The organism is Tractidigestivibacter scatoligenes (assembly GCF_001494635.1).
Lineage (GTDB): Bacteria > Actinomycetota > Coriobacteriia > Coriobacteriales > Atopobiaceae > Tractidigestivibacter > Tractidigestivibacter scatoligenes.
The window spans coordinates 366948-391798 of record NZ_LOJF01000009.1 but is presented as its reverse complement, the minus strand read 5'-3'; the positions used below and the strand labels follow the sequence as shown (position 1 = coordinate 391798).

Sequence of the window (24851 nt, the reverse complement as noted above, 5' to 3'; positions counted from 1 at the left end):
TAGATTCATGTCACGAACCTACGCCATCTTCTCTGCGCAGTACCTCCCTCACGTGGGAGGGGTGGAGACGTTTACCGCAAACCTCGCTCACCAGCTTGTCTTAGGTGGGGACAGGGTATGTGTGGTGACGTCTGCGCGTGATGATGCACCGGAGGTCGAGACCCAGGCGGATGGCGTACGCGTTGTGCGGTTGCCCAGCGTTCAGCTCATGGGCGGAAGGCTTCCCCTCTCGCGTCACGGTGCAAATGAGCGCTCGCTGCTCTCTGCCGTATCCAGCCTTGGCGTTGACCGGGTCCTTGTGAACACTCGCTTCTATGGCACATCTGTCATGGGCCTTCGCTTTGCTCGCGAGCATAGCCTGCCTGCAGTTCTTCTCGACCATGGCTCGGCGTGGCTCACCTTTGGCCGCGGCGGCGCGCTTGATGCTGCCGCCCATGCGTGGGAGCGTCACATGACCGCCTGCGATGTGAGCTTGGGGGCCACCTTCGCCGGCATCAGCGAGAAGAGCGCAGCGTGGCTTTCGACCTTTGGCATTACGACATCGCTGGTCATCCCCAACGCGATTGACGCACGCTCGTTTCGCGGCGAGGCCTCGGCGAGGGACTTCCGCGCAGAGCTTGGCATTTCTGAGGACAAGATGCTCGTAGCCTTTGTGGGCAGGCTTGCTCCCGAGAAGGGGCCCGAACGGCTTCTCGATGCCATGCGAGAGCTGGGGGAGGGATACGTCGCCGTGCTGGCAGGCGAGGGGGCGCTGCGACCCCAGCTCGAGCGGGCCCTTCCCGCAAACGCCTATCTCGTGGGCAACCTTAGCCATCCGGATCTCTCAGCCCTGCTCTCGCAGGCAAGCGCCTTCTGCCTCCCCACGCGCTCGGAGGGGTTTTGCACCTCGCTGCTTGAGGCGGGTGCCTGGGGTGTTCCTTGCGTGGTGCCGGATGTGGGTGGCGCTCGGGAGGTACTTTGCCAGTGCCCCGACACCTTTGGATGCATTACAAAAGACCGTGAACCCGCAACCATGGCCGATGGAATTCGCTGGGTTTCAGCATCTTGGACGCCCGAGCGTTCGCTGAAACTGCGTGCACACGTTGAGCGCGACCTGTCTTGGGCGCAAACGGCGCAGGCGCTCGAGCTTGCCTTCGAGCAGGCGGAGCAGGACTAGGCGTCGGGCCCCTGGCGTTCTCTCGCCTTTTCAGTCTCCTTCATCTTATTTGGAGCTTTCTCTCCATTCCGTCTCCCCTTACTGCGTGATTGCATCGCTGTGCAAAAATCAAAAGCCAATTCTCAGTGCGGAGTCATCGCGCATTCAATCAATCGGAGTCCTGTCACTATGGCAACCGTATGCGTGTTCACGCCAACCTACAACCGCGCCTACGTCCTGCCCAAGCTTTACAAGAGCCTGGTGTCGCAGACCTCGCATGACTTTTCATGGCTTGTCGTTGATGACGGGTCAACAGACAACACCGCCGAGCTGGTTCATGGCTGGCAGGCAGAGGGCTTGGTACCCATAACGTTCATCCGCCAGGAAAATGGTGGCAAACAGCGTGCTACCAACACAGGCATGGAGCATTGCAAAGACGAGCTCTTCTTTGTGGTAGATTCCGATGACTACCTTGTTCCTACGGCAATCGAGCAGGTCGTAGAAGTTTGGCAGGGCGCGCGCAACGACGCCACGCTCGCGGGCATTGTGGCGCTTCGTGGCTCAGACGAGGAAACGCCGCTTGGAACGCACATGCCTGCCGGCGTGAGTCGGGTCAAGATGTGGGACCTGCTCCACAAGTATCACTTCAAGGGTGACACCTCGCTCATTCATCGTACGGCCATTGTGCGGCAGCACCCCTATGATGTTGCGCCTGGCGAGAAGTTCGTGGCCGAGTCCATGGCCTTCTTCGCGATAGATGATGACTACGACATGCTCACCTATGACCACGTGCTCACCATCTGCCATTACCTTCCAGATGGCTACACAAAGAACTTTGTCGAGAACACCAAGAAGAACCCCATAGGCTACATGCGCCACAAGCGCGACAGCGCGAGAAGGGCGACAAACCCCTACGATGCCTGTCGCGAGACCACGCTCTACCTTGTGGGCTGCATGCTTGCTCATCATCGTGGCGGGATTAGGGAAGCCCCCAACGTTCCCCTCGCCGTGCTGTGCTACCTGCCAGCGAAGCTTGCCTGTGTCACCGTCTTCCGATAGGCCGCTTGCAACGAAACTAGGTGTGGGCCATGAAGATAAGCATTATCATCCCTGTGTATAACTCTCGGGAATATCTGCGTGAATGCGTGCAAAGCATCACCTCGCAGTCATATCGAGACATTGAGGTGCTTCTCGTTGATGACGGGTCAACTGATGGCTCTGGTGACCTCTGCGACGTCCTCGCAGCAGAGGACAAGCGCGTTATTGCAATTCACAAGCCAAACGGGGGCACCTCCTCAGCGCGAAATGAGGGTATGGCCCAGGCATCTGGTGACTATCTCACGTTCTGCGACAATGATGACTTCTTCCGGGATGACCAGTGCCTCGAGCTCGTGGCACAGAGCCTCTCCGCCCGCCCCGTGGATGTCCTCATGCATGACAACTGCATGTACGATAATTCCAAGGGAATCGTCATCCCCCCAAAGCAGACCAGCCTTTCCGCGAAGGTTGCCAGCCTAAGCAAGGGCGAGGCAATCCTCGAGATCATCTCAAAAGGACTCATGGCTCGCACTGTGTGGAACAAGGTGGTGCGGACGAGCCTGGTGCGAGAATACGGTATCGTGTTCCCCGAGGGGATGCGCAACGAAGACACTGATTGGTCTGCTAGCGTCCTCGAACACGCCCAGAGCGTGGGCTGGCTTGACGATCCCTTCTACTGCTACCGAAAGGGAACCACCTACGCGCAGACATCGAAGCCCATCACTCGCAGCATGATCGATGACCTGGCAAAAGTTGTCGAGAAGCACGTTGCAGCCATTGACGAGCTGGGTTTAACTGGTTGCGAGGCTCGCTCCATCCGCACCTTCCTTGCCTACCCCTTCATAGTGTGGATGGGCCAGGCGGCGTCGCTGGGGGAATGCCGCAAGGACGACCGCACCTCCCTTGCGATGTGCGCCCATGCGCCCCTTCTCCTTGCTGCTGACGATGACCCTGCTGTTCACCTTGCCTTTCTTGCCTATCGCGTTCTTGGTTTCTGGGGCACGGCGCGACTGTTGGCTATCGCTTTTCGTCTCCGGCAGCATTCGAGCCTCCGCCACCAGTCGTAGGGGTTAAAGCCAGCGGGCGTCCACGTAGTGAGGCATGCGCTGGTCCTCGGGGGGCGGGGTCATGTAGTCGCCATACCAGCGCGTGAGGCAAAGGTCATAGTCTCTCGGTCCGTCGAACTGCTCGCCCTCGAAGTCGTAGAGGCAGGTGTCGAAGATAATGGAGCTGGGCATGCGCTCACTTGACCCAAAAGGCCAGGCAATTTGGGCAACCTCCTTGCTTCCCGCGAGGGGAGTCGCACGGGCGATGTCATCTATCTGCTGGGCGATCAGATAGATGTCCTCCTTGGGCATGATGGCCTTGAGCACCCGTTTTCCCAATAGGTTAATGGTTGAGGAGCCCTCGTGGACATTGGCGGTTAGGTAATCGTACTTATGCCTGAGCTTGGCTACCTCGTCAAAGGGCTTGTCGCTTTGTCCAATGCCATCGACAGGGAATACGTCCACCCATACACCCGTACGGCACCATCGCTCGTCGACGTAATGCTCAATCACCTCGGTGCGTGTATCCACTACCTTGATGAAGGGATAGATGGAAGAGCGGTCGCGATACCAGATGATCTTGTAGTACGGCTTGGACGAGCGTTTGGCAAATACTTCTGGCAGGCGCTCGTAGTCCTCTCGCGGCATAATAAGGTCGATATCATCGTCCCAGGGGATGAAGCCATGGTGCCGTATGGCGCCCAAGAGCGTTCCATAGGCCATGACGCATCTCAGGCCTTCCTCGTGGCACACACGGTAGAGCTCTCGCATAATGTCAAGCTCTATGGCTTTCATCTCGGCGGCGCCAATGCGATTTTCTTCCATCCTGTCCCCGTTCAGGTTACTTGTCATTATCTGATAGATTGTAAGCTCTGTATTAAGTAGGATGAGGCTGGCCGAGGGCACTCTCTGGTTATTTTTCGCTTGGTGGGCGTCGTGCCTCCTGCATGGGGCTGCCAATGCAACAATAACCAGATGCCCGTGCGGGCCGCCTGCTGCATTTTGTCATCCGACCGGAGCATCCTCATGAAAACAGTTTGTGTGTTCACACCAACCTATAACCGCGCCTACATTCTTCCGGCGCTCTACGAGAGTCTTGTCTCGCAGACATCGCAGGACTTCACGTGGCTTATCGTTGACGACGGCTCCACCGATGACACCGCTTCGCTCGTCGCTTCCTGGAAGCGGGAGGGCAAGGTCGACATCACCTACGTCAAGAAGGAGAACGGCGGAAAGCCCCGGGCGATCAACACGGGCGTCGAGCTTTGCGAGAGCCCCCTCTTCTTCTGCGTTGACTCTGACGACCACCTGGTTCCTGGTGCCGTCGCGCGCATAGTCGAGGACTATGCAGCGATTCGCGAAGACAACCGCATCGCCGGCATCGTGGCGCTCAGGGGAACTGACGAGCATACTCCCATGGTCACCTGGATTCCCAAAGGTCTCACCGAGGTCAAGTACTGGGACCTATTCGAGAAATACCACTTTGCCGGAGACACCTCGCTCATCCACAAGACCGAGGTGCTGCGCAAGTACCCGTACGACGTTGCCCCTGGGGAGAAGTTCATCGCGGAGACCTCCGTCTACTACCGCCTTGACGAGCACTATCTCATGAGGACGGACAATACCATCCTCACCATTTGTCACTACCTTCCCGACGGCCTTACCCAGAACTTTGCAAAGAACGCGCGCGAGAACCCCATTGGCTACCGCAAGCACAAGCTCTACTGCGCTCAGCGCTCGCAGACCCTCGTCGGCAAGTTCCGGGAGACCACGCTCTATCTAGTTGGCTGTCGCATGTCAGGGGAGAGGGGCGGTCTCTCGAAGGCTCCCAGCAAGGTTATTGGCGTCTTGTGCGAGCTTCCCGCAAGCATTGCCTATCACACCATATTTGGAGGGAAGAAGGCCAATGGCTGAGGGTCTCTCGCTCAAGAAGAACATCGCTTGGAACTCCGCCGGCTCCATCGTGAGGCTGGGCTGCAACTATCTCATCACCATTGCCGTGGTGCGGCTCTCGCATGGCTTTGACGCGGCGGGCGCGCTCTCGTTGGCCATGTCCGTCTCGAACCTCGTGGCACCATTCGCCGACTTCCGCCTGCGAACGGTGCAGGTAACAGATGTTCGTGGCGAGCACAGCTCCGGCGAGTATGTGGGGTTGCGCCTTCTCACGAGCGCCTTGGCGTTTGTGGTTGGCGTTGCGTATGCGTTTCTCACGTGCTCGCTGGATGCCGTGCCTGCAATCGTCGCCTACCTGGTGGCGTCGCTTGCCGCAAACTTCATCGAGGGTCTCCACGCCATAGACCAGCGGCACCTTCGCATGGACTACATTGGTCGCTCCTACATGATGCAGGGCATCTCAAACCTGGCGCTCTTCTCGGTTGTGCTGTGGTTTAGCGATTCTCTGGTGCTTGCCTGCATTTCCATGGCTGTCTCGACCCTGGCGATTTGCTTTCTCTACGACATGCCACGGGCTTCTGGCTTCGAGTCGATCAAGCCCGTCATCGATCTACGCTCCGCTGCCCGCACGCTCGCCACGCTCCTACCGCTGGTCATAGCGCAGGTATGCTCAAGCGCCGTCCTCACCGTGCCCAAGCAGTATCTCGCTGCCAGCGTGAGCACGGCGGCACTGGGCATCTACTCTTCCGTGGCTTCCCCTGCCGCCATTGTCCAGATGGGCGCCTCGTACATCTATAGCCCCCTCATGGGAGAGTTCGCGCAGCGCTTCAAGGATGACAAAGCTTCGGCGCTCAAGCTCTTCAAGCGCACCGTCCAGGGCATCGTGGGCATCACGGTGGTCTTCTCAGCGCTCATCCTTCTCTTTGGAAAGTGGGTGCTTGGCCTGCTCTACGGCCAGGAGATTGTGGAGTACAGCTACCTCCTGGGGCCAGCCGTGCTCTGCACCTTTGTGACCGCCTTCGCGTGGTTCATGAATGATCTACTCCTTTCTCTTAGGGATTACAAAGCGAGCTTTCTCGGTAACGTTGTTGCCACTGTGGTCTCGCTCGTGGTCACCATCCCCGTGGTGGACCTCTTTGGCATGAACGGCGTAAGCTGGGTTGGTGTGGGGTCCTACCTCCTGGCCGTCCTCTCCCTGGTCGCGTTCTTTGTGCGCGACTGCAAGAGGCTGAATGAGACAAAGGGACAGTCCCTTTGTCTCACTGACAAAGAGGAAAGAGAGTCCACCGAGCAGGGCGATAGGTCTACGAGGGGAGAGGAATGAGACAAAGGGACTGTCCCTTTGTCTCATTACGAGGGAAGGAAGAAGATGGGTGAGATGTGTCCATACCCTGAGGGTGCCCTAGAGCGCTTGCAGGATGCCGAACGGGACATCCTGAGGGTCGTGGACGCGCTCTGTCGAGAGAACGGCATCGAGTATTTCATCGACTCGGGGACCTGTCTGGGTGCCGTGCGCCACGGTGGATTCATTCCCTGGGACGATGACACGGATATTGGCATGCCCTATGAGGACTACCAGCGCTTCTGCGAGCTTGCCCCCAAGGCTCTACCCGCAGGCTACTCCCTTGCGACGTGCGAGAATACGCCGGGCCTCACGTCGCTCTGGGTCAAGGTGTTTCTCGATGGCACGCGCTTCATAGACGAGGTCTCTATGGAGGCGGGCTGCAACCAGGCCATTTTTCTCGATGTCTTCCCGTACTTCTGCGAGGAGAAGGACTCTGCACGGGCTCGTGACCAGAAGGCAACATGCCTGAGGCTCCAACGCATGAGCTATCTCCATGGCATTGCCCATCCCAAGATTCCCGCAGACACATCGCTTCGGGGTCTCAAGGCCAAGGCGTGCTCCATGCTCCATCACACGATTGCACATGTCTGGAAGCCGCAAGAGCTCTCTCAACAGCTCCTTGAGGCGGCACAGCCCATAGAGACATCAGGGCGTTGGTTCAACGCGACGTATCCGCTTGACGGAGTACATGACTCGGAAACGCTCTTCCCTACAAGGGACATTGCCTTTGACGGCCTGACATTGAAGGCGCCGCATGACTGCGAGACCTACCTGCGCACACTCTATGGCAACTACCTCGAGCTTCCTCCTGCTGAGAACCGTTACACGCACCTTCCCCGTGTGCTTGACTTTGGGGACGGAGTAAACGTGATGGAGGAGTAGGGCTGCGCTTTTCTTGCCGAGCTAGTTCTTGCCCTCGTCGTTATCCCCAAACTCTTTCTTTTCGAGTGCGAGCTCCTGGGAGAGCTGCTCGACCTTGTCGGAGAGACGCGAGACATCGCAGGCAAGGTTGAAGAGCTTGAGCAGCATGAGCGCAATGACCACAAGGAAGACGAAGTTGCTGGGCGAGAGGAAGCCCAGGAGGTCCGAGAAGAAGAACGCAATCCGTGGGAAGATTGCCAGAATAAGCAGAAGCACCGCAGCGCAGACCCAGTAGACCGAGTCGGCGATGCGGATCTTTGACTTCTTTACCTTGCGCACAACGATAGAGAGCGCAAAGAGAGCACCGAAGATGAGGACTATGCGGAGAACGATGGACATGGCTGGTCCTATCTAAACCATTGGAAGAGCAGGATGGAAAGGCACGTGCGTGCCATATAGGAGATAGAGGACATGAAGTGCAGGTAGCTTGTGCCGCCCTGACGCTCGCGCATCTCGGCGGGCACCTCGACCACCTTGGCGCCCCTGCGAATGAGCAAGGCTAAGGTGTCTGGTTCTGGTGCGAGGTCAAAGCCGCGCGCAAGCTTCTCGATCATCGCGCGGTTGTACATGCGCATGCCCGAAGTGGGATCGGTTATGGTCGCCCCGGTGGTCTGCCGAATTATTGCGGTGATGAGCTTGGCGCCGGCTCCGCGTGCGCCCACGGCGCCGCCTCCTGCGAGGTTACGCGAGGCAATCACGATGTCGGCACCCTCGTTCTGCATGGTCTTGGCCATGGTGGGAATGTAGCTGGGTATGTGCTGCCCGTCTGAGTCAATCTGCACGGCCGCGTCGTAGTTGTGGCGCATGGCGTACTTCATCCCGGCCTTGACGGCGGAGGTAAGCCCGCAGTTTACCGGCAAATCAATGTGGCTCAAGGCTAGCTCATCGCAAATGCGGGGGGTGGCATCACTCGAACCATCATTGACGACGAGATAGTCAACATCTGGACAGGTTTGGGTTAGCTCCTGCACGGTGTTCGCGAGGCATTCTTCCTCGTTGTAGGCGGGTACTATGGCGAGAACTCTCACAGGTCGCCTTTCCTCTCGTCCTTATTTTCTGCGATTGCCGTCCCATGGTATAGCAGTACGGCGCTCGCGCGGGTGTATTGAGGGCTTACTCAAAAAAACTCCCCTGCCAGACGGCAGGGGAGCCAAGTCCCACAAATCCCCACACGGGGTATGCGCTGGGCTATGAGCTAGATCTTGCGGACGTTGGAAGCCTGGAGCTTGCCGTTCTGGCCGGTGGTGATGTCAAACTCGACAGCCTGGCCCTCGTCCAGGGTCTTGAAGCCGTCCATCTGAATCTCGGAGTAGTGGACGAACAGATCGTCGCCATCCTCACGAGAGATGAAGCCATAGCCCTTGTCGGGGTTGAACCACTTAACAGTACCCTTTGCCATGTCGTGCCTTTCTTTCTTTGCCCCGCAGGACAAAAAGCTGCGCTCTCGCGCGATACCTTGTGGCCCCAACAGCCACGGGTGCTATATTACCCCAACGGTTCTGGGGATAGCGCATAAATCCTCAAGTGGTAATCAATGGCCGCTTCCGGTCCTACGCATGCCGCTCACAAAAAAGTGGCGCTACTTCTCGGTCCCCAGGGCTTCTCGCCAGTTTGCTATTGCACAGTCGGAGGCGCCAACAACCTCTCGCTCGTCTTGCAGGGGGTTGTTGCTCAGGACGGCGCAGGTTTTCATTCCCGCACGCTTGGCGGAGCAGATTCCCTGGAGAAGATCCTCAAAGACCATGCAGTCCCCGGGCTTCGCAGAGATGCGCTTTGCCGCTTCTAGATAGATGTCCGGATGATCCTTGCCGCAGCCAACCTCTATTGCGCAGACTACCGCGTCGAAGAGGCCGTATACGTCCACGTTCGCCTTCATGGCAGCAAGTACGTCCGGGTCGTTTGTGGTTGCAAGTGCCAGGGGCACGCCCGCGCTCCTCAGAGCGGCGAGGTATTCCTCTGCGCCCTGCCTCAGCCGCACCTGTGTAGCATAGAGCGCGCGGCCCATGGAGTTCCACTCGTCGCAGATTTCCTCCACGGTGTCCTTGAGACCATAGCGCTCGATGCACCAGCGCGCCCCGCCCGCAAATCCCAGCATGGTGAGCGTTCGCCCCACATCCGGTGTGTACGAGATACCTCGTGACCTGAGGAACGCAATGTCCACCTGCCGCCAGAGGTCGTGGGTAAGCGCTAGCGTGTCGTCGAAATCGAAGATGGCCGCCGAGAAGCTCGGTGGCCACAGGGGGTTCTCGCTGTGAGTTTGTCTCATGAACGTCTTTCTTTGACTCTGTTGAAAGGTTTAAGGTATCGAAGTTGATTCTATGTCAGACTGTCACTCACATATAGTTCGTCGTTGGAGAATCATGGCTAAAACGAAACAGCGATTTGTGCGTCTGATACGTGGCGTTTCACTTGTCCTAGGCGTGGTACTAGCCCTTGTCTTGGTGCCATCCACCGCCAAGGCGGCAACCACCACCTACACCACCGCAAGCTCAGATGGTTCGCTCTCTACGTACTCGAACATCTCCCAGGCGCTCTCGGTGGCCAAGCAAACGGGAAGACCCATCGCCATCGATCCTGGCCACGGTGGATCGGACCCTGGCGCCTCTGCAAACGGCATGAAGGAGGCCGACCTCACCTGGAAGATCGCCCAGGCCTGCAAGGACTACCTCGAGTCCCGTGGCGTCACGGTCTACCTCACGCGTGGTCAGGACGAGTACGTCTCCGTGTATGACCGCGTGGAGCGCGCCGTAGAGAACAACTGCTGCGCCATCGTCTCCATCCACATCAACGCCGGCGGCGGCAGGGGAGCCGAGGTGGAGTCCACCAACTCCTCGAGCTACAACCAGGACCTGTACTACGCAGGGCAGTCCCTCTCGGCCCTTGTGCTCTCCGGGCTTCAGTCCAGCGGTCTTACCGTCCACGGCGCCGGAATCATTACGAGAGACTATCCTTCCGGCGAGAATTCCTCGCTCTACGAGGACGGTTCCGTAGCGGACTACTACGGCATCACCCGCTACGCGAGGAAGGCTGGCATCCTTGGCGTCATCATCGAGCATGGCTTCATCGATGGCACGTCTGATTCCGCAAAGCTCTCGAACAGCAACTACCTCACGAGCTTTGGCAGAGCTGACGGAGCCGCCATCTACGACCAGTTCTACAGCTCCGACACCTGGTGGAGCGTCTCGGGCATCAATGTTTCGACTACCGAAGCCTATGTTGGCGAGGCTGTGACCTACTCGCCCAAGATCATGGGCGTGGGCGAGAACCTCACCTATAACTATGTGTGGGCTAAGCCGGACTGGTCCTCGTGGGGCTCAACCGTGAAGAGCACGGGCTCTATGACCACGTCCGCTTCCGGCACCTTTACTCCAACGGAGGCAGGCACGTATCGGCTGTTCATAGACGTGTGCTCCAACGGGACGTCAAAGACCACGCGCATGGTCACTATCACCGTGAAGAACGGCTATCGTTATAGGGGTGTTAAGGTCACCACGGATATGCCTGTCGTGGGCGATGCCGTGACCTTCTCGGCAAACCTTGGTGGCTGCACCGCCGGTCTCACGTACAACTACGTCTGGCAGCTCGACGGCTCCTGGGCCAAGGGCGACTGGGGCTCGACCGTGCTCTCGACGGGCTCCGACACGAGCGAGACCTCCGGCTCGTTCACGCCCGCCAAGGCCGGCACCTACAACCTCTACGTGGACGTCGTGAGCCCCGACGGCACGAGGGAGACCAGGTCCACCACCGTCGAGGTGAAGGATGGCCATGTCTACAACGGAGTCACCGTCTCCACCGCATCGCCTGTGGTTGGCAGTCCCGTGACCTTCTCGGCAAACCTTGGTGGCTGCACCGCCGGTCTCACGTACAACTACGTCTGGCAGCTCGACGGCTCCTGGGCCAAGGGCGACTGGGGCTCGACCGTGCTCTCGACGGGCTCCGACACGAGCGAGACCTCCGGCTCGTTCACGCCCGCCAAGGCCGGCACCTACAACCTCTACGTGGACGTCGTGAGCCCCGACGGCACGAGGGAGACCAGGTCCACCACCGTCGAGGTGAAGGATGGCCATGTCTACAACGGAGTCACCGTCACCACCGCATCGCCCACTGTCGGCAGCCCTGTGACCTTCTCGGCAAACGTTTCGGGCGCTACCGCCGGCCTCACGTACAACTACGTCTGGCAGCTCGACGGCTCCTGGGCCAAGGGCGAGTGGGGCTCCACGGTCCTCTCGACGGGCTCCGACACGAGCGATGCCAGCGGTTCCTTTACGCCCGCCAAGGCGGGCACCTACACGCTCTACGTTGACGTCGTGAGCCCGGACGGCACGAGGGAGACCAGGTCCACCACCGTCGAGGTGTCAAGCGCCGCCGCTGTGTACAACGGTGTCAAGGTCAAGACTACGGCACCTGCCAGGGGATACCCTGTCACCTTCTCCGCTGATGTGTCCGGTGACACTTCTGGCTTCACGTATAACTACGTCTGGTCCTACGAGGGCTCCTGGGTGAAGGGCGAGTGGGGCTCCACGGTCCTCTCGACGGGCTCCGAGACCTCGGACGCTACCGGCTCGTTCATCCCTGAGAAGACAGGCTCTTACACGCTCTATGTGGACGTCGTGGGCCCCAATGGCAAGACCGAGACCAAGTCAGCAACCATCGAGGTTGTTGAACCCACGCCCATCCTGGGAGACCCTCAGGTGACGAAAGCCCAGCTCGTGAGCAATCTCAAGGCTGGGCTCAAGGCGCGCAACGCCACCTTCCCCTCGGACGTGTATTCCGCGTATGGCGCCTCGACGGTCGAGGAGTTCATCGACAAGCTCTGGGAAGCCGCCGTTGCCGAGGGCGTTCGTCCGGAGGTTGTCTACGCGCAGGCCATGGTCGAGACTGGCTATCTCCAGTTTGGCGGAGACGTTAAGATTGAGCAATGCAACTTCTGCGGGCTTGGCGCTACGGGTTCTGGCAATTCCGGCGCGGACTTCAGCTCATATGGCTCTGATGCCATCTACATTGGATTCCTCGCACAGGCGCAGCACCTCCGTGCCTACGCTGGGTACGCGCCTCTCTCCTCAAAGACCTATGATCCGCGCTACGGTACATGGCTCTTTGGCAGGTCTTATACCGTCGAGGGCCTAAGTGGCACGTGGGCAACCGACACGTCCTATGCCAACAGCATCAAGGCGGTTCTGAACAACCTGTAGGCAGATAGGCTCGGTGCAACAACGGGGGCCGGGTTCGCAAGCGTGGTGCGAAGCCGGCCCTTTTCGTAGGCTTGTTTGCAGACAGCGGCTAGTGATCTGGCTCGTCCTCAATCGAGCGGAGCATCCCGTAGTACACGTCATCGTGCGTCATGAGCCCCAGGATGGTCATGAACTCCCTTGCCACGGGGAAGATCTCGGCGTCAAGCGATGCCCGCATGCCTTCGAAGAAGACGTCGGACACCTCCTCGGTGGGTGCAATGGCAATGTCTCTCGCTGCAAGCGCCGCGCGAACCTGATCCTCGGAGAGGGGCTCACTAGAGGTTGCAGCCCCCTGAAGCTGAAGGACAATTGCCGAGAGCTGCGAGGCCATCTGGGTTGCCACCCCAGGCATGAATGAGAGGGCGCGCTGGTAGCAGGCTCGTGCCGCGCGTACGTCCTGGCGGTTCCACTCGTAGCTCGCCATCCGGAAATAGCCCAGTCCAACTCCTTCTGGGTCGTGCGCAAGCTCGAGGAGGTGTCCCACCTCAACCATCGCGTCATCTGTGCGGCCCTCGGCGTCAAGGCATTGTGCAAGCTGTAGCCTTGAGTGGATGCTCATGGGAGCAACCTCCACGGCTCGCCGCGCGCGCTCGGTGGCAACGGACATCTGTCCTTGCGCGAGTGCCGCAACGGAGACGACAAGCTGTGCCTCAAGGTAGGCATCGGGCGCAAGCCGCGTCTCGTGGAAGCCGTCCCAAAGCAGGCGGTTGTAGAGAACGCGGTCCACATAGCTGCCAAACGCACGCCACTCTACCGTGGCGTCGTCCTCAAAGGCATGGCCCTCCTCGAGAGGTTTGAGAGCGTCGAGGGTTGTCGAGAGTGCACCTGAGGCATCCCTCTGTGAGAGCTGTTCTTTGGCCTTCTCAACTGCTACGGTGAGTGCGTCTCCGTTGATGAACTCGTCTTGGATTGCCTGCGGGTCATCCTCCGCGAGCGTTCCGTCGATAAGCTTACCTACGCAACGTCGCGCCGCGTCTTTTACGGTTGTGTCCTCGTCGTTGCCGGCTAGCTCCATGATGGCGCGGACGTTCTCCTCGGTAGAGGAGGAGAGGCGGCGTGCAATCTGAGACGCAACCTCGGTCCTCTTGCTCTCTTCCACAATCCCAAGCTGGCTCACTTGCTTGGCTCCAAGCGCCTTTGCAAAGGGGTCCGCAAGGACGCGTTGTGAGAGCTCGACAGAGTCGTAGCGGCGTGCGGGGCAGAAGCGCTCGCTCTCAAGCGAGAAGCTTTGCCTCACGGGCGAGAGCTGGCCGTCCTGCTCTGCGATTGTGGCATCAAAGCTCTGGTAGGTCTGCACGGGGTCAAAGCTTCCCGTGAGGGGAATCCTTGAGAAGCCATCGCGGTCAAAGCACACGGAGTAGTAGCAGTCATGGGAGTTTGGCGTATCTACGGTGCCAGCGACCCATGCCCTCTGGAGGCATGGGCTGCAGCGAAATGCGCACGCTGCCAGAAGGATGCCAATCCGCAGGTTGTAATCGGTGGCGGCGCGGCGGCGCATCTCAGGCGTTGACGGCACTATGCCCATGTCATCCACCCACACGTGGGCAGGCATGATGGATGGCGGCGTGAGATCCACGACAAGGGCAACGTCACCGTCTGCCACGTTAGTGCGGAAGCTCGCCTGGAGGCGATAGGGCACCTGGAAGTGCTCGATGCCCGTGGAGATGCCCTTGCGCACCGCCCATTCGCCGTTGGGACGCTCTTCCTCGCGGGTGGGCAAGCCATCGGCAATGGTGGGGATCTGCGAGGTCACGGACGCGGCCACACGCTGCCTAAACCTTACAAGCTCGCCTGTGGGCACGTCATCCGCGTTCTCGAAGAACGCCGACGCGAGAAGGGCTGCATTGAGTGCCGCTTCTATGCGCAGCACCCTGAGCTTTGCCGCATAGCTTAGCTCGGGGTCGTTGACCCTAAGGTAGAAGAGACGTGACGTGTGTGGACGAACTGCGCTCACCGAAGGCATGGCAACGTCTGGGGCAAGAAGTCCCGCGTCGTCCAACGCATCGGCGAGAAACACCTCGAGGTTTGAAGGTGGGAGCGCGCCATTACTGGCAGAGGCGGGAACTATGATGGACCCCGTGTCCCCATTCTGGGCGTCCCGCTGGCGCGAGCGAATGTCTGCCACAACGAGTCCCAGGTCAGACAGGGGGTCGTCCGAGGCCATGAGCCGCTGAGAAAGCACATCGATGTCTAGGGTTGAGGTGACGCGCGGCCGCGCCGCATCAACGGCTGCCGCAAAGCGTGCACCAAGGCTCTGATTTGCAGTAGGGGTATCGGAGCCTCCCGCATGTAAAGATGCCTCGTCTGTGGGGGCGGGCTGCCTACCAAAGGCATGCGACAGCGCCTGTGTGAAGTCGCGTGTCCAGTGCGGCCAGCGCTCGTCGTCCGTCTCCTCCATGGGGCACCTCCTCATCACATGTGAACCGGCATCTCCGGTTGCCTCCTGAGTTCACCTTATACCCATGAGGCAGAAAAGGCACCCCAGAGACCGTGCTGACCTCTGAGGTGCATGATTACGCTCCTATGCCTGGTGCTTTGCGGCGCTCCCGAGGATTGGCCTAATGAAGAGGCCGCTTCTAAGCTTGGGCTCGAACCAGGTGGACTTGGGCGGCATGATGCCCTCCTCGTCCGCCACAGCCATCATGTCGGCTACGGGAGTTGCCCTCAGTGCAAAGGCAAGGCCGCCCTCGCCGGCGAGTGGTTCAAGGGTGCGGGCGTCCGGCTGCCCGCCCACAAAGCGGATGCGTGCGTCGCGACCGGGGTCGGTGATGCCCAGGATGGGCCCAAGAACCTGGTCTTGGAGGACCGAGACGTCGAGCTTGCCCACTGCCGACTGGGGGATGTCGCCCTGCCAGGCAACCTCGCGCCATGCACCGTTGAGGAAGAGCCCGTAGTGGAGGGCGTCCGTTGGGCGTGTGGGCGTCTCGGCTGGCTCTCCCACGACAAAGCCCCGCTCTGCGAGACGAGCGAGAAGTTCGTCTGGCGTGAGGCCGGCGGTGTCTGCCACCACGCGGTCGTAGGGGAGGGTCATGAGCTGGCTTTCGGGGAAGAGCACGGCCAGGAGGTAGTCGCAGGGCTCGGTGCCGGGTGCCCCCATCATGTCTTCGTGTGCCTCGCGAAGCGACTTGCGCACGCGCGCCGCCGCGGCCGCGCGGTGGTGGCCGTCTGCGATGTAGGCGCGCGGGACAAGCGCGAGCATTGTGCGCAGGGCATCGACGGCAGCGGGCCTGTTGACGCGCCAGACCGTTTCGCGCAGGCCCTCGGCGTCCGTGAAGTCGTAGAGCGGGGTTGCCGTCGTGGCGGCGGACACGATGGTCGAGAGCGTGGGGTCATCGCGATAGGCGAGAAGCACGGGCCCGGTCTGGCAGCCGGTGGTGACAATGTGGTCTGCGCGGTCCTTCTCGTCAACCGGACGCGTGAACTCGTGGCGACGGATGGTGCCGGACTCGTAGTCGTCAATCGAGAAGGCCGCCACGATTCCCGTCTGCTCGTGGCCGTTGCCGCTCAGACGGTACAGGTAGTAGCAGGGGTCCCCATCGCGTACGAGGGTGCCGTCAGCCACACGGTCGGCAAGGAGGCTCGCGGCCTTCTCGTAGACGTCTGGGGCGTGCATGTCGTGGGAGGGACCAAACGCGGTCTCGGGTCGGTCGATGGCAAGGAACGAGTGCGGTCGCTTTGCCACGGCCTCGCGTGCCTCCTCCTTTGTGAAGACGTCATAGGGCAGTGACGCGAAGTCCTGGGCCTTCTCGGGCTGAGGCCTGTAGCACACGAACGGCTCTGCGCGCATGTCGCTCCTTCGTTGCGGTCTTGATACGGTTGGGAGTCCTGCCGACTCCCACAAGCAGATTCTAACGCGCGCATCCCATGGGTTCAGGTACCGTAGACGCTTGGAAACCCGTATGTGACAGCAGGGGGATGGCGCCAATGAAATTTGAGAAATTCGTCCGCGGAATGGATGTGCGCGGCCGTAGGCTCGTGGTCTTTGACTTTGACGGCACGCTCTCTGACACCATCGCGGGCATCATCTCCACGGCTCGCACTGTTCTGCGCAACCACGGCCTAGCTGATGAGGCCATGGGGGACCTCAGGCGTATTGTGGGGCCTCCCTTCCCCGAGGCCTTCTCGATGGTCTATGGCTTCTCGAAGGAGGAGGCTGCCCAGATTACCGAAGAGTACCGTGCCATCTACAACACGCTGGGTGCCGAGGCGTTCCCGGCCATCCCGGGCGTGGCAGAGCTTGCCGATTCCCTCCATACTGCAGGGAAGGTCCTTGGCGTTGCCTCGTCAAAGCGCGCCGCGTTGCTCGAGCGTGGCATGCGCGAGTCTGGCCTTGCACCTCACTTTGATGTCTACCTTGGAAAGCTCGATGACGGTACCGACACCAAGCCGCAGACCATACGTCGCGTGATGGACCGCACGGGCCTGGGTCCCCAGGACGCAGTGATGGTGGGTGACAGGTTCTACGACGTCGACGCGGCTACAGAGGTTGGCATCCCCTGCGTGGGGGTGCACTATGCGCATACCTGCGAGGTGTCAGAGCTCTGGGATGCCGGGGCGGTTGACGTTGCCGAGGCCGTCGATGAACTTGGGCGCATACTTCTGGGGTGAGGCATCGGGCGCCTGCCGAATTTTGCGTTCTCTGCGCAACCAGCCAGCAGTTGTGGGGTAGAACAGATAGCATCACGGCCGCGGGACAAGGTGTCCCGCTTCTGAAGGGAGACATCATGGCAGACTTCGACATTACGGACCCCTTCCGCAAGATTTTCCTGGCTAGCGTTGGCGCAGTTGCAACCACGGCAGAGAAGTCCCAAGAGGTCATTGATGGCTTCGTCAAGAAGGGCGAGCTTACGGTTGCCCAGGGCAAGGCCATCAACGAGGAGCTTACCCGCAAGGCCAAGGAAGTCATGGGGGACACCTCCGATGCCGCTCTGCGCGCCAAGATGGAGGCAATGACCGCTGAGGAGCGCGCCGAGTTCGCCAAGAAGGTCGCCTCCATGGCATCCGATATCGACGCGGACGTTGTCGAGCCGGATTCCGTTGAGGATGCCCCAGTAGGCGATGGTGACGCCAAGGAGTAGAACCTGTGCCCGAGGTTCACGACACAAGTGATGCCACGAAGGGGGGCTCGCCACACACCAGTGACGAGCTCCTTGACGCGTGGTACAAGACCGTGAGCGAGGATGGCTTCGAGGACGACGACGCACAGACCATCGGTTTGTTTGGCGGTCGCAGCAAGACGTCCGACGGGTACGAGTCGTCGCGCAGCTCGCGGCTCAAGCGTGTGCGCGAGATTCTCTCGATTGTGCGTCGCTATGACATCTTCCATGGCCTCACGCCAAAGAGTCTGCGTCACATGCTCGAGGAGCTTGGCCCCACCTTCGTGAAGGCGGGACAGATTCTCTCCATGCGCTCGGAGATACTGCCCGAGAGTTTCTGTCGAGAGCTTACCAAGCTCCGCTCGGATGTCGAGCCCATGGACCGCGACATGGTTCTCCAGGCGCTGCGAGACGAGTACGACACTCCCATCGAGGACATCTTCGACGCCATCGACGATGTTCCTTTGGGCTCCGCCTCCGTGGCCCAGGTGCACAAGGCACGTCTCGTCACGGGCGAGATGGTCGCCATCAAGGTGCAGCGACCACACGTCCAGGAGACCATGGCGCAGGACATCGCCATCATGCGCTCGCTCGTGGGGTTCATGGACCGTTTCATGTCGGGGAGCCAGTTCCTGGACATGCAGTCGGTAGTGGACGAGCTTTGGCAGTCCTTCCGCGACGAGACAGACTTCCTTGTGGAAGCCAGAAACCTCGAGGAGTTTAGGCGCAACAACGCGGACTGCAAGTTTGTCGACTGCCCCAAGCCCTATCCCAAGCTCTGCACCAAGCACGTCGTGGTCATGGACTACATCGAGGGCATTCCCATCGACAAGACGGCAAAGCTGGTCGCTGCCGGCTACGACCTCGAGGAGATAGGCACCAAGCTCGTCGACAACTACACGCGCCAGATGATCGATGACGGCTTCTTCCACGCGGACCCCCATCCCGGCAACCTCATCGTCCGCGGCGGGCAGATCGTCTACATCGACCTGGGAATCATGGGGCGTCTCTCCTCGCATGACCGCAAGGCCATGTCGGACATGGTGAAGGCCGTCGCACTGAGGGACTCTGCCGGGCTAGCCGACGGTCTCCTGCGCTTCTCGATATCCGACACTTCCGCCGTCGACCACGCGCACCTCCTGGACGATCTCGACATGATTATTGCCGACTACGGCGAGGCTGACCTCTCAGACCTTGACGTTGGCTCCTTCGTGAACTCTCTCATCTCTATGGCGAGAAAGAACGGCGTCGAGCTTCCCGGCACGGTCACCATGCTGGCACGCTCCCTCGTGACGCTCGAGGGCGTGGTCGACGAGTTTCTCCCTGGTGTCTCGATCATCGAGATCATCACTGCCCACATCAAGGCTCACACCACGCCAGAGGACCTCATCAAGCACGAGGTCAAGGGCTTCGCGCGCGAGGGAACGCGCGCCGCGCATGGACTTCTCGGCGCGGCCTCGCAGGCGGACCTTGCCATGAAGATGCTCACCCGCGGCCAGCTGCGGCTTAACCTGGACGTGGCGGGAACAGAGGACCCCATCAACGACTTTGCCCACATTGCCAACAGGCTCTCGATGAGCGTGATGGTGGCAGGCCTCTTCATTGGCTCGTCGGTGGTCTACTACGCACGCATCCAGCCCGTTATCTTTGGCATTCCCATCATCGGCTTCGTTGGCTACCTTGCTGCCCTCATCCTGGGCATATGGGTTGCCCGCAGCATCATCAAGGACGACCGTCGCCGCAGGCGATGAGACAAAGGGAGTTTTCCCTTTGTCTCATCGCGGGTGCTAGCGCACTGCGGGAAGCGTTGGCGCACCGTTAACCGCAAGGTCGATGACGCGATAGGCGCCGTCGTAGATGCCGGCCTGGGCGGCGTCCTCGATACGGTCGCACATGAAGCCGAGAAGTCCGCGCTCGCGCTGGAACGAGTCGATCATCGAGAGCACCTCTGCGGTGTCGTCCATTTCGTAGGTGCCGTCGCCAACCTCCGCGGCGCGGATGGCGCCCCAGGCCTCGTGGCCGCCCACGCGGTGAATCATGAGCTTGGGCACGGGGTAGAACGAGAACTCGCTCGGCTTGGTAACCAGCACGTCCGAGCAGCGCATGAGCAGGTTGGACGAGTAGACCGCCGTGAAGATGTCCTTGTCGCAGAAGGCATGCACGCCGCTCACGTCACCGTCGAGTGCCGCCGTTGCAAACCGCGCGACCTCGTCGATACCCTCGAAGTGGGGGAGTGCCTCGCTGCGAAGGCCGTCCACGCTCCTAAGCAGTGCGTCCCACACCTTCCTGTGATCTCCCACGTTGACAAAGACCACGGCCTCTCCGCGCCTCACATAGGGGAGGAGGTGCTCCACGATTGCCGCAAAGAGCTCCTGCTGCGCGCCTGCGCCGCCAACGGAGAGCAGGTAGCGCACGGGTTCGCCTCCCATGACGCGGTTTCTGCGTCGCGCGCAGTCTTTGGGGATGTTGGAGACAAGTTCATGGTCAACGTAGTGGCCGGTGTAGTAGATGGACCCCTCGGGCATGGGTTTGAGCTGGCGTGCAGGGTCCATGCCGCGAAGCTGGTGATACCCCAAGTAGGCGCTGGGCGTCTGGACGGTGTGGATTGAGCCCTCCGCAAGGTGGAGCGCCATGGGCCAGTTGTCGGGGATGGCGTTTACCACATGAGTCATGCCTGCGTGCACTGCTGCCTGCGAGGGCCAGACGTGCGTCCCCACGTAGGGGATGTCCTTGTCGATGTCGTGGAAGAGGGGTACGCAGAGCTCGGCGTTCTTTTGGTCCGCCGCGTTGTACGAGAGCTTACGGAAGCCCTCCGAGTTGAGCGGCTCCCACACGAGCTTGTTGAAGGCCCCCACGCGCTGAGAGATTCTTGACCCCTTGGAGTAGAGGTCGTTCTGGTAGCGGATGACCTTGGACCCCGTAGCGTCCTTGAAGGAGGCCAGATCTAGCCAGTAGGGCGTGTAGCCCATGGCATGTGCTGCCGATGCCATGGCCATCGAGATGCGATAGTGCCCAAAGCCCATGCGGATGTTTCCCACTATGACCGGCGCACCGTTTGCGCCCTCTACGGTGCGATTGGTGGTAGGTGGCTTGGGGGCCTGTGCGGCGTCTGCGCGGATGTCGAGAGGCGTGCCGTCGGGCGAGATGACGAGGTTCCTCACGCCAAGCATGTCTCCGATTACGGGCGTGGGAGCTGCCGAGAGGTGATAGACGGTCTTGGAGTCGTCGCCAAAGCGGCGAAGGTAGCGCTCCTTCGATTGGACCGCCTTCTGGTACGTTGCATCGTCCTGCTCGTTGCCAAAGGCGCTTCTCGCCTGGTCTGTCGACGCTTCCATCGAATCCTCCTTGACCCTGTGTGGACAGAGGTGATAGCCTCGCTATCAAGTTGATAGTAAGACTATCACCCACGGGAACGGAGCGTCAAGGATGGCACAGGGTGACTCAACGGCGGGTCTTGCACCTGCGGTGTGGCAGGAGAGGAGCCTCACGGGCGACGTGCGCATGGACCGCGCCGTCGAGTGCGCGGCCGGCCTCTTCCTTAAGCGGCGCATCGCGGATGTGCGCATGACCGACGTCGCAGAGGCGGCGGGCGTTGGCGTGGCCACGCTCTACCGGCGTTTCTCGACCAAGACTCGCCTCGCGCTTGCTGCGGGCACGTTCCTGTGGCGGCGCTTCAACGAGCGCATTGTGGCGCTTGTCGAGTCGGACGCGTTTCTCGGCATGAGTGGTGCGGACAGACTCGAGCGGATGCTCCGCCTCTATGCCGAGGGCTACGTGGAGAACGCCGGCTTTGTGCTCTTCATCGACGACCTCGACGGGCTTCTCGTCACCGAGGGGGCGCCGCTTGACGCGGTTGTCGCCTACGGGCGCGAGGTGGACTCGTTCTACCTCATCTTTGCCGACGCGTACCAGCTGGGACTCCAGGATGGCTCCGTTGCGCGCGAGGTGGACTTTCCGGTCTTCTACAGGAGCGTTGCCCATGCGCTCATGGGCGTGGCGCAGAAGCTCGCGCGCGGCGAGGTCATCCCCTCGGATGACTTCTCCGCGGGGGCCCAAGAGCTTGAGTGCATCGTTGACATGGCAGTGCGTGCGCTGAGATGAGACAAAGGGAGTTTCCCTTTGTCTCATGGCGAGAGGGGAGTAGGGATGGCAGGGGAGAAGGCTTCGGGGACCAGGCTTGCGGACAAGCGGGTCATCAGACTCTTTGCGATAGGACAGCTGGGATGGGCGATACTCTCGGGTATCGTTAGCAACTGGCTCGTCTACTTCTACATGCCCTCCGACACCATGCTGTCGCGTGGCATGGCCGTCTTCATCACCCAGGGTGCCGTGTTCGCGGGACTCACGGTGATTGGCATCATCACAGGTTGTGGCAGGCTTCTCGACGGCTTCATCGACCCCCTCATTGCCTCCCAGTCTGACAGGCTGAAGAGCCCTCTTGGGCGCCGTATCCCGTTCATGCGCGGCGCTGCCGTTCCCTTTGGTGTGATGACAGTCCTCGTCTTTGTGCTGCCGGGAACCGGAAGCCAGACCCTGAACAACGTGCTGCTCTTCTGCTGTCTCATGCTCTTCTACATCACGCTCTCGCTCTACTGCACACCCTTCAACGCGCTCATTCCCGAGCTTGGACGCACGCAGGAGCTGAGAATCGACCTCTCCACGCACATCTCGGTCACCTACTTCCTGGGAACGGCACTTGCGTACCTCGTGACCACGGTCGCCGCCTACCTCGAGCCTGCCATGGGGATTGCCGGTGCCTTCAGGGTTACGGTTGCCGTGCTCGCCGCCGTTGCCGTTGCCTGCATGCTTGTGCCCGCCTTTGGCATCGACGAGACCCTCTACGCCAAGGCCGAGCCCTCCTCAACTCCCATGTTCCAGTCCGTTGCCAAGACATTCAAGAACCATGACTTCCAGGTCTTCGAACTCTCCGACGTGCTCTACTGGGTTGCCATCACCATGTTCCAGACCGGCATGACCTACTACATCACCGAGCTCATGGGTTTGCCGGACTCGCTCTCGTTTGTGTTCTTCGCCGCCATGACGCTCATCTCGCTGTTGTTCTACGCGCCCGTGAACATGCTGGCCAAGCGCCACGGCAAGAAGCGTATTGTTGCGTTTGGCTTTTTCTTCTTCTGCGCGGCGTTTGCCGTCACCTCGGCGTGCGGCATGTTTGGCATCCCGGGCATGGTGTGGGGCATGCTCGTGGCGGTGCTCGCTGCCGTGCCCATGGCCATCCTGGGCATCCTTCCCCAGGCGGTGCTTGCCGACATCGCGGAGTGCGACGCCGTTGAGACGGGCGAGAGGCGCGAGGGCATGTTCTACGCGGCTCGCACCTTCTCGATGACCTTGGGCCAGACGCTTGCGATGATCCTCTTCACCTCCATCTCCATTCTTGGCGAGAACGGCATGGGCTACCGGGCCACCGCGATTGTTGCCACAGCGTTCTGCCTCATAGGCGGCCTTGTCTTCACGCGCTACAACGAGCGGCGCGTCCTTGGGACCATCGGCGGCGCCTCTGGCGAGGCCAGGGGAGGCGACAGGGCGTGACGGCGCTTCTCGGCGAACCTACCTTCTGTGTGTGCTGGCACGTGGCGTCTGACCAGGGGCGCGTTGCCCACGTACAGCCGTCTGGCCTGGTGACGGGTGCGGATGCGGCAACGCTCGGTATCTCACTTGTGCGCGACGGGGAGTGCTGGCGGCTGTGCGCGGAGCCCCGGCGTGAGGTTGTGATCGACGCCGTGGAGGCAACGCTGCCCGCTGCGCTGGGTGAGGCAACGGCGCTCTACCTGAACGGCTACAACTCCTGGACAGACTCCGTGGAGCGCAGTCCGCGCGACCGCATGCGCAACTTCTCCGTGCCACGCGTGGCCATACGCCATTGGGTGCTTGACGCCTCGGGCGACTACCGCTTTGTGGAGGAGGACGAGAGACCCGGTCACCAGCATGGCTTTACCTATGGCTACCTGCGGCGGGATGGCGAGGTTGCCCTGGTGGGCTCGCTTGGAGAGGACACGGGGATGACGCTCATCCGCGAGGACCTGCCCGCAGAGGCGCTCCTTGTGAGCAAGGAGCCGCCGGCCGCCCCCGTTGCGGCGGGCGTGCGGCGCTGCCTTCTGGGGCTTGCCATCGTGTGTGCCGGGAGCGTCGGCGAGGCCGTCGAGCGCTGGCTTGCGCTCTGTGGCGTTTGCGCGTTGCCCTGCTCGCCGCTGGTTGGCTATACCAGCTGGTATCGGCACTACACGGACATCTCGGAGCAGTGCCTGCTGCATGACCTGAATGCGCTTGCTGACTGTCTGGGGAGCTTTGAGCTTGGGGAGCGCCGACCCACGTTTCAGGTGGACGACGGCTACACGCGTGTGGGCGACTGGCTGCATCCAGATGGCGAGAAGTTCCCGCATGGCCTCTCGCCGGTGGCTGCTGCCGCGCGCGAGCGTGGGCTCATGCCAGGCATCTGGGTCGCGCCCTTCGTGTGCGAGCGAAAGTCCCAGCTCTTCTCGGCGCATCCGGACTGGCTTCTTCATGACGAGAAGGGCGAGCTTGTGGTGACTGGCTCTCACTGGTCTGGCCACGTTGCGCTCGACACGCGTAACCCCGAGGTGCGCGACTACGTGGCGCGTGTCATGGCAACGCTCACCGGAGAGTGGGGCTTCTCGCTTCTCAAGTGCGACTTTCTCTACGCGGCATGCATGGTCCCGCATGGCGGGATGAACCGCGGGCAGCTCATGGCAGATGCGCTTGACCTCCTGCGCCAGAGCGCGGTGTCAGGCACGTGGTTTGACCTCTGTGGCGTTCCTGTTGGATCTGCCCTTGGCAGGACGGAGTTCTGTCGCATTGGCTGTGACGTGGGACTCGACTGGGACGGACCAGCCTACATGCGAGGTACCGGTCGCGAGCGCGTGAGCACCAAGAACAGCCTGGCAAACACACGCGGACGTGCGCATCTGGACGGACGGGCGTTTAGGTGCGACCCTGACGTCTTCTTCCTGCGACCTGACGTGCGACTTACGGACGAGCAGCGCTCAGAGCTCCTTGAGGCGGACTCCACGCTTGGGGGTGTGCTCTTCACCTCGGACGACATGTCGCTTTGGGACACCGACCAACGCGCTCTCTTCTCGCGCGCGTTGGGATGAGACAAAGGGAGTTTCC

Annotated in this window: 21 protein-coding genes; 13 read left to right on the top strand and 8 right to left on the bottom strand. The window is 60.8% G+C overall.

The window, feature by feature from the left end; translation table 11 throughout:
- Positions 1-7: 7 nt before the first annotated feature.
- The 3 genes from AUL39_RS06260 (at position 8) to AUL39_RS06250 (ending at position 3240) form a co-directional block, all read left to right on the top strand.
- Positions 8-1156, top strand: coding sequence for a glycosyltransferase family 4 protein (locus tag AUL39_RS06260; RefSeq protein WP_082667284.1), 1149 nt, complete (start codon positions 8-10; stop codon positions 1154-1156).
- Positions 1157-1324: 168 nt separating this feature from the next.
- Positions 1325-2194 carry a glycosyltransferase family 2 protein gene (locus AUL39_RS06255; RefSeq protein ID WP_059054718.1) on the top strand — a complete coding sequence of 290 codons (870 nt, stop codon included), beginning with the start codon at positions 1325-1327 and terminating at the stop codon, positions 2192-2194.
- A 29-nt stretch (positions 2195-2223) separates the two neighbouring features.
- Complete coding sequence (locus AUL39_RS06250; RefSeq protein WP_059054717.1) at positions 2224-3240, top strand: glycosyltransferase family 2 protein; 1017 nt, start codon at positions 2224-2226, stop codon at positions 3238-3240.
- Positions 3241-3243: 3 nt separating this feature from the next.
- On the opposite strand, the gene AUL39_RS06245 is transcribed toward AUL39_RS06250, so the two are convergent.
- On the bottom strand, positions 3244-4044 hold the full coding sequence (locus tag AUL39_RS06245) for a LicD family protein (RefSeq protein ID WP_059054716.1): 801 nt from the start codon (positions 4042-4044) through the stop codon (positions 3244-3246).
- Positions 4045-4260: 216 nt separating this feature from the next.
- On the opposite strand from AUL39_RS06245, the gene AUL39_RS06240 reads away from it, so the two are divergent.
- Genes AUL39_RS06240 through AUL39_RS06230 form a run of 3 tightly spaced genes read left to right on the top strand, consistent with a single transcriptional unit; the run spans position 4261 to position 7339 of the window.
- Positions 4261-5133: a glycosyltransferase family 2 protein gene (locus AUL39_RS06240; RefSeq protein ID WP_201783925.1), complete on the top strand. Its 873-nt coding sequence runs from the start codon at positions 4261-4263 to the stop codon at positions 5131-5133.
- Positions 5126-6436: a lipopolysaccharide biosynthesis protein gene (locus AUL39_RS06235; RefSeq protein WP_070807566.1), complete on the top strand. Its 1311-nt coding sequence runs from the start codon at positions 5126-5128 to the stop codon at positions 6434-6436. The genes AUL39_RS06240 and AUL39_RS06235 overlap by 8 nt, the downstream gene beginning before the upstream one ends.
- 45 nt (positions 6437-6481) lie before the next feature.
- Positions 6482-7339: a LicD family protein gene (locus AUL39_RS06230; RefSeq protein WP_059054714.1), complete on the top strand. Its 858-nt coding sequence runs from the start codon at positions 6482-6484 to the stop codon at positions 7337-7339.
- A 21-nt stretch (positions 7340-7360) separates the two neighbouring features.
- Here the strand turns inward: AUL39_RS06230 and AUL39_RS06225 are convergent, their stop codons facing one another.
- The 4 genes from AUL39_RS06225 to AUL39_RS06210 all read right to left on the bottom strand — a co-directional run bounded on the left by AUL39_RS06225 (position 7361) and on the right by AUL39_RS06210 (position 9644).
- The gene (locus AUL39_RS06225) at positions 7361-7717 is read right to left on the bottom strand and encodes a DUF2304 domain-containing protein (RefSeq protein ID WP_059054713.1); all 357 of its coding nucleotides are present in this window, start codon (positions 7715-7717) and stop codon (positions 7361-7363) included.
- An 8-nt stretch (positions 7718-7725) separates the two neighbouring features.
- The gene (locus tag AUL39_RS06220; protein ID WP_059054712.1) at positions 7726-8406 is read right to left on the bottom strand and encodes a glycosyltransferase family 2 protein; all 681 of its coding nucleotides are present in this window, start codon (positions 8404-8406) and stop codon (positions 7726-7728) included.
- A gap of 167 nt (positions 8407-8573) precedes the next feature.
- Positions 8574-8777: a cold-shock protein gene (locus AUL39_RS06215; protein WP_059054711.1), complete on the bottom strand. Its 204-nt coding sequence runs from the start codon at positions 8775-8777 to the stop codon at positions 8574-8576.
- Between the two features lie 180 nt (positions 8778-8957).
- Positions 8958-9644 (bottom strand): HAD family hydrolase, encoded by a 687-nt coding sequence (locus AUL39_RS06210; RefSeq protein WP_059054710.1) that lies wholly within the window; start codon positions 9642-9644, stop codon positions 8958-8960.
- A 94-nt stretch (positions 9645-9738) separates the two neighbouring features.
- Between AUL39_RS06210 and AUL39_RS06205 the strand changes: the two genes are divergently transcribed.
- The gene (locus AUL39_RS06205; protein WP_160327045.1) at positions 9739-12570 is read left to right on the top strand and encodes an N-acetylmuramoyl-L-alanine amidase; all 2832 of its coding nucleotides are present in this window, start codon (positions 9739-9741) and stop codon (positions 12568-12570) included.
- An 88-nt stretch (positions 12571-12658) separates the two neighbouring features.
- Here AUL39_RS06205 and AUL39_RS06200 read toward each other — a convergent pair whose 3' ends face one another.
- Together AUL39_RS06200 and AUL39_RS06195 are read right to left on the bottom strand one after the other, a co-directional pair.
- Positions 12659-15007: a tetratricopeptide repeat protein gene (locus AUL39_RS06200; RefSeq protein WP_059054708.1), complete on the bottom strand. Its 2349-nt coding sequence runs from the start codon at positions 15005-15007 to the stop codon at positions 12659-12661.
- Positions 15008-15130: 123 nt separating this feature from the next.
- Positions 15131-16396 (bottom strand): DUF1015 domain-containing protein, encoded by a 1266-nt coding sequence (locus tag AUL39_RS06195; RefSeq protein WP_059054707.1) that lies wholly within the window; start codon positions 16394-16396, stop codon positions 15131-15133.
- 137 nt (positions 16397-16533) lie between these two features.
- Between AUL39_RS06195 and AUL39_RS06190 the strand changes: the two genes are divergently transcribed.
- The 3 genes from AUL39_RS06190 to AUL39_RS11080 all read left to right on the top strand — a co-directional run bounded on the left by AUL39_RS06190 (position 16534) and on the right by AUL39_RS11080 (position 19456).
- Positions 16534-17217 (top strand): HAD family hydrolase, encoded by a 684-nt coding sequence (locus tag AUL39_RS06190; RefSeq protein WP_160327044.1) that lies wholly within the window; start codon positions 16534-16536, stop codon positions 17215-17217.
- A gap of 116 nt (positions 17218-17333) precedes the next feature.
- Positions 17334-17687, top strand: coding sequence for a hypothetical protein (locus AUL39_RS11085; RefSeq protein WP_059054705.1), 354 nt, complete (start codon positions 17334-17336; stop codon positions 17685-17687).
- A gap of 5 nt (positions 17688-17692) precedes the next feature.
- Positions 17693-19456: an ABC1 kinase family protein gene (locus AUL39_RS11080; protein ID WP_235810780.1), complete on the top strand. Its 1764-nt coding sequence runs from the start codon at positions 17693-17695 to the stop codon at positions 19454-19456.
- Between the two features lie 36 nt (positions 19457-19492).
- Here AUL39_RS11080 and AUL39_RS06175 read toward each other — a convergent pair whose 3' ends face one another.
- Entirely contained in the window at positions 19493-21040 is a 1548-nt protein-coding gene (locus AUL39_RS06175; RefSeq protein ID WP_059054704.1) for a DUF6937 domain-containing protein, read from the bottom strand.
- 91 nt (positions 21041-21131) lie between these two features.
- On the opposite strand from AUL39_RS06175, the gene AUL39_RS06170 reads away from it, so the two are divergent.
- The 3 genes from AUL39_RS06170 to AUL39_RS06160 are packed head-to-tail and all read left to right on the top strand — an operon-like array spanning position 21132 to position 24835.
- Positions 21132-21806, top strand: coding sequence for a TetR/AcrR family transcriptional regulator (locus AUL39_RS06170; RefSeq protein ID WP_082667280.1), 675 nt, complete (start codon positions 21132-21134; stop codon positions 21804-21806).
- Positions 21807-21851: 45 nt separating this feature from the next.
- Positions 21852-23252 (top strand): MFS transporter, encoded by a 1401-nt coding sequence (locus tag AUL39_RS06165; protein ID WP_059054703.1) that lies wholly within the window; start codon positions 21852-21854, stop codon positions 23250-23252.
- Positions 23249-24835: a glycoside hydrolase family 36 protein gene (locus AUL39_RS06160; RefSeq protein ID WP_059054702.1), complete on the top strand. Its 1587-nt coding sequence runs from the start codon at positions 23249-23251 to the stop codon at positions 24833-24835. The genes AUL39_RS06165 and AUL39_RS06160 overlap by 4 nt, the downstream gene beginning before the upstream one ends.
- The last annotated feature ends 16 nt before the right edge of the window (positions 24836-24851 follow it).

What these genes read in the sequence shown, in the direction of transcription:
- AUL39_RS06205 (WP_160327045.1), top strand. Translation starts at nt 9,739, where the DNA reads ATGGCTAAAACGAAACAGCGATTTGTGCGTCTGATACGTGGCGTTTCA.
- AUL39_RS06200 (WP_059054708.1), bottom strand. Translation starts at nt 15,007, where the DNA reads ATGGAGGAGACGGACGACGAGCGCTGGCCGCACTGGACACGCGACTTC.
- AUL39_RS06165 (WP_059054703.1), top strand. Translation starts at nt 21,852, where the DNA reads ATGGCAGGGGAGAAGGCTTCGGGGACCAGGCTTGCGGACAAGCGGGTC.
- AUL39_RS06190 (WP_160327044.1), top strand. Translation starts at nt 16,534, where the DNA reads ATGAAATTTGAGAAATTCGTCCGCGGAATGGATGTGCGCGGCCGTAGG.
- AUL39_RS06195 (WP_059054707.1), bottom strand. Translation starts at nt 16,396, where the DNA reads ATGCGCGCAGAGCCGTTCGTGTGCTACAGGCCTCAGCCCGAGAAGGCC.
- AUL39_RS11085 (WP_059054705.1), top strand. Translation starts at nt 17,334, where the DNA reads ATGGCAGACTTCGACATTACGGACCCCTTCCGCAAGATTTTCCTGGCT.
- AUL39_RS06255 (WP_059054718.1), top strand. Translation starts at nt 1,325, where the DNA reads ATGGCAACCGTATGCGTGTTCACGCCAACCTACAACCGCGCCTACGTC.
- AUL39_RS06250 (WP_059054717.1), top strand. Translation starts at nt 2,224, where the DNA reads ATGAAGATAAGCATTATCATCCCTGTGTATAACTCTCGGGAATATCTG.
- AUL39_RS06175 (WP_059054704.1), bottom strand. Translation starts at nt 21,040, where the DNA reads ATGGAAGCGTCGACAGACCAGGCGAGAAGCGCCTTTGGCAACGAGCAG.
- AUL39_RS06260 (WP_082667284.1), top strand. Translation starts at nt 8, where the DNA reads ATGTCACGAACCTACGCCATCTTCTCTGCGCAGTACCTCCCTCACGTG.
- AUL39_RS06215 (WP_059054711.1), bottom strand. Translation starts at nt 8,777, where the DNA reads ATGGCAAAGGGTACTGTTAAGTGGTTCAACCCCGACAAGGGCTATGGC.
- AUL39_RS06235 (WP_070807566.1), top strand. Translation starts at nt 5,126, where the DNA reads ATGGCTGAGGGTCTCTCGCTCAAGAAGAACATCGCTTGGAACTCCGCC.
- AUL39_RS06225 (WP_059054713.1), bottom strand. Translation starts at nt 7,717, where the DNA reads ATGTCCATCGTTCTCCGCATAGTCCTCATCTTCGGTGCTCTCTTTGCG.
- AUL39_RS06170 (WP_082667280.1), top strand. Translation starts at nt 21,132, where the DNA reads ATGGCACAGGGTGACTCAACGGCGGGTCTTGCACCTGCGGTGTGGCAG.
- AUL39_RS06210 (WP_059054710.1), bottom strand. Translation starts at nt 9,644, where the DNA reads ATGAGACAAACTCACAGCGAGAACCCCCTGTGGCCACCGAGCTTCTCG.
- AUL39_RS06230 (WP_059054714.1), top strand. Translation starts at nt 6,482, where the DNA reads ATGGGTGAGATGTGTCCATACCCTGAGGGTGCCCTAGAGCGCTTGCAG.
- AUL39_RS06245 (WP_059054716.1), bottom strand. Translation starts at nt 4,044, where the DNA reads ATGGAAGAAAATCGCATTGGCGCCGCCGAGATGAAAGCCATAGAGCTT.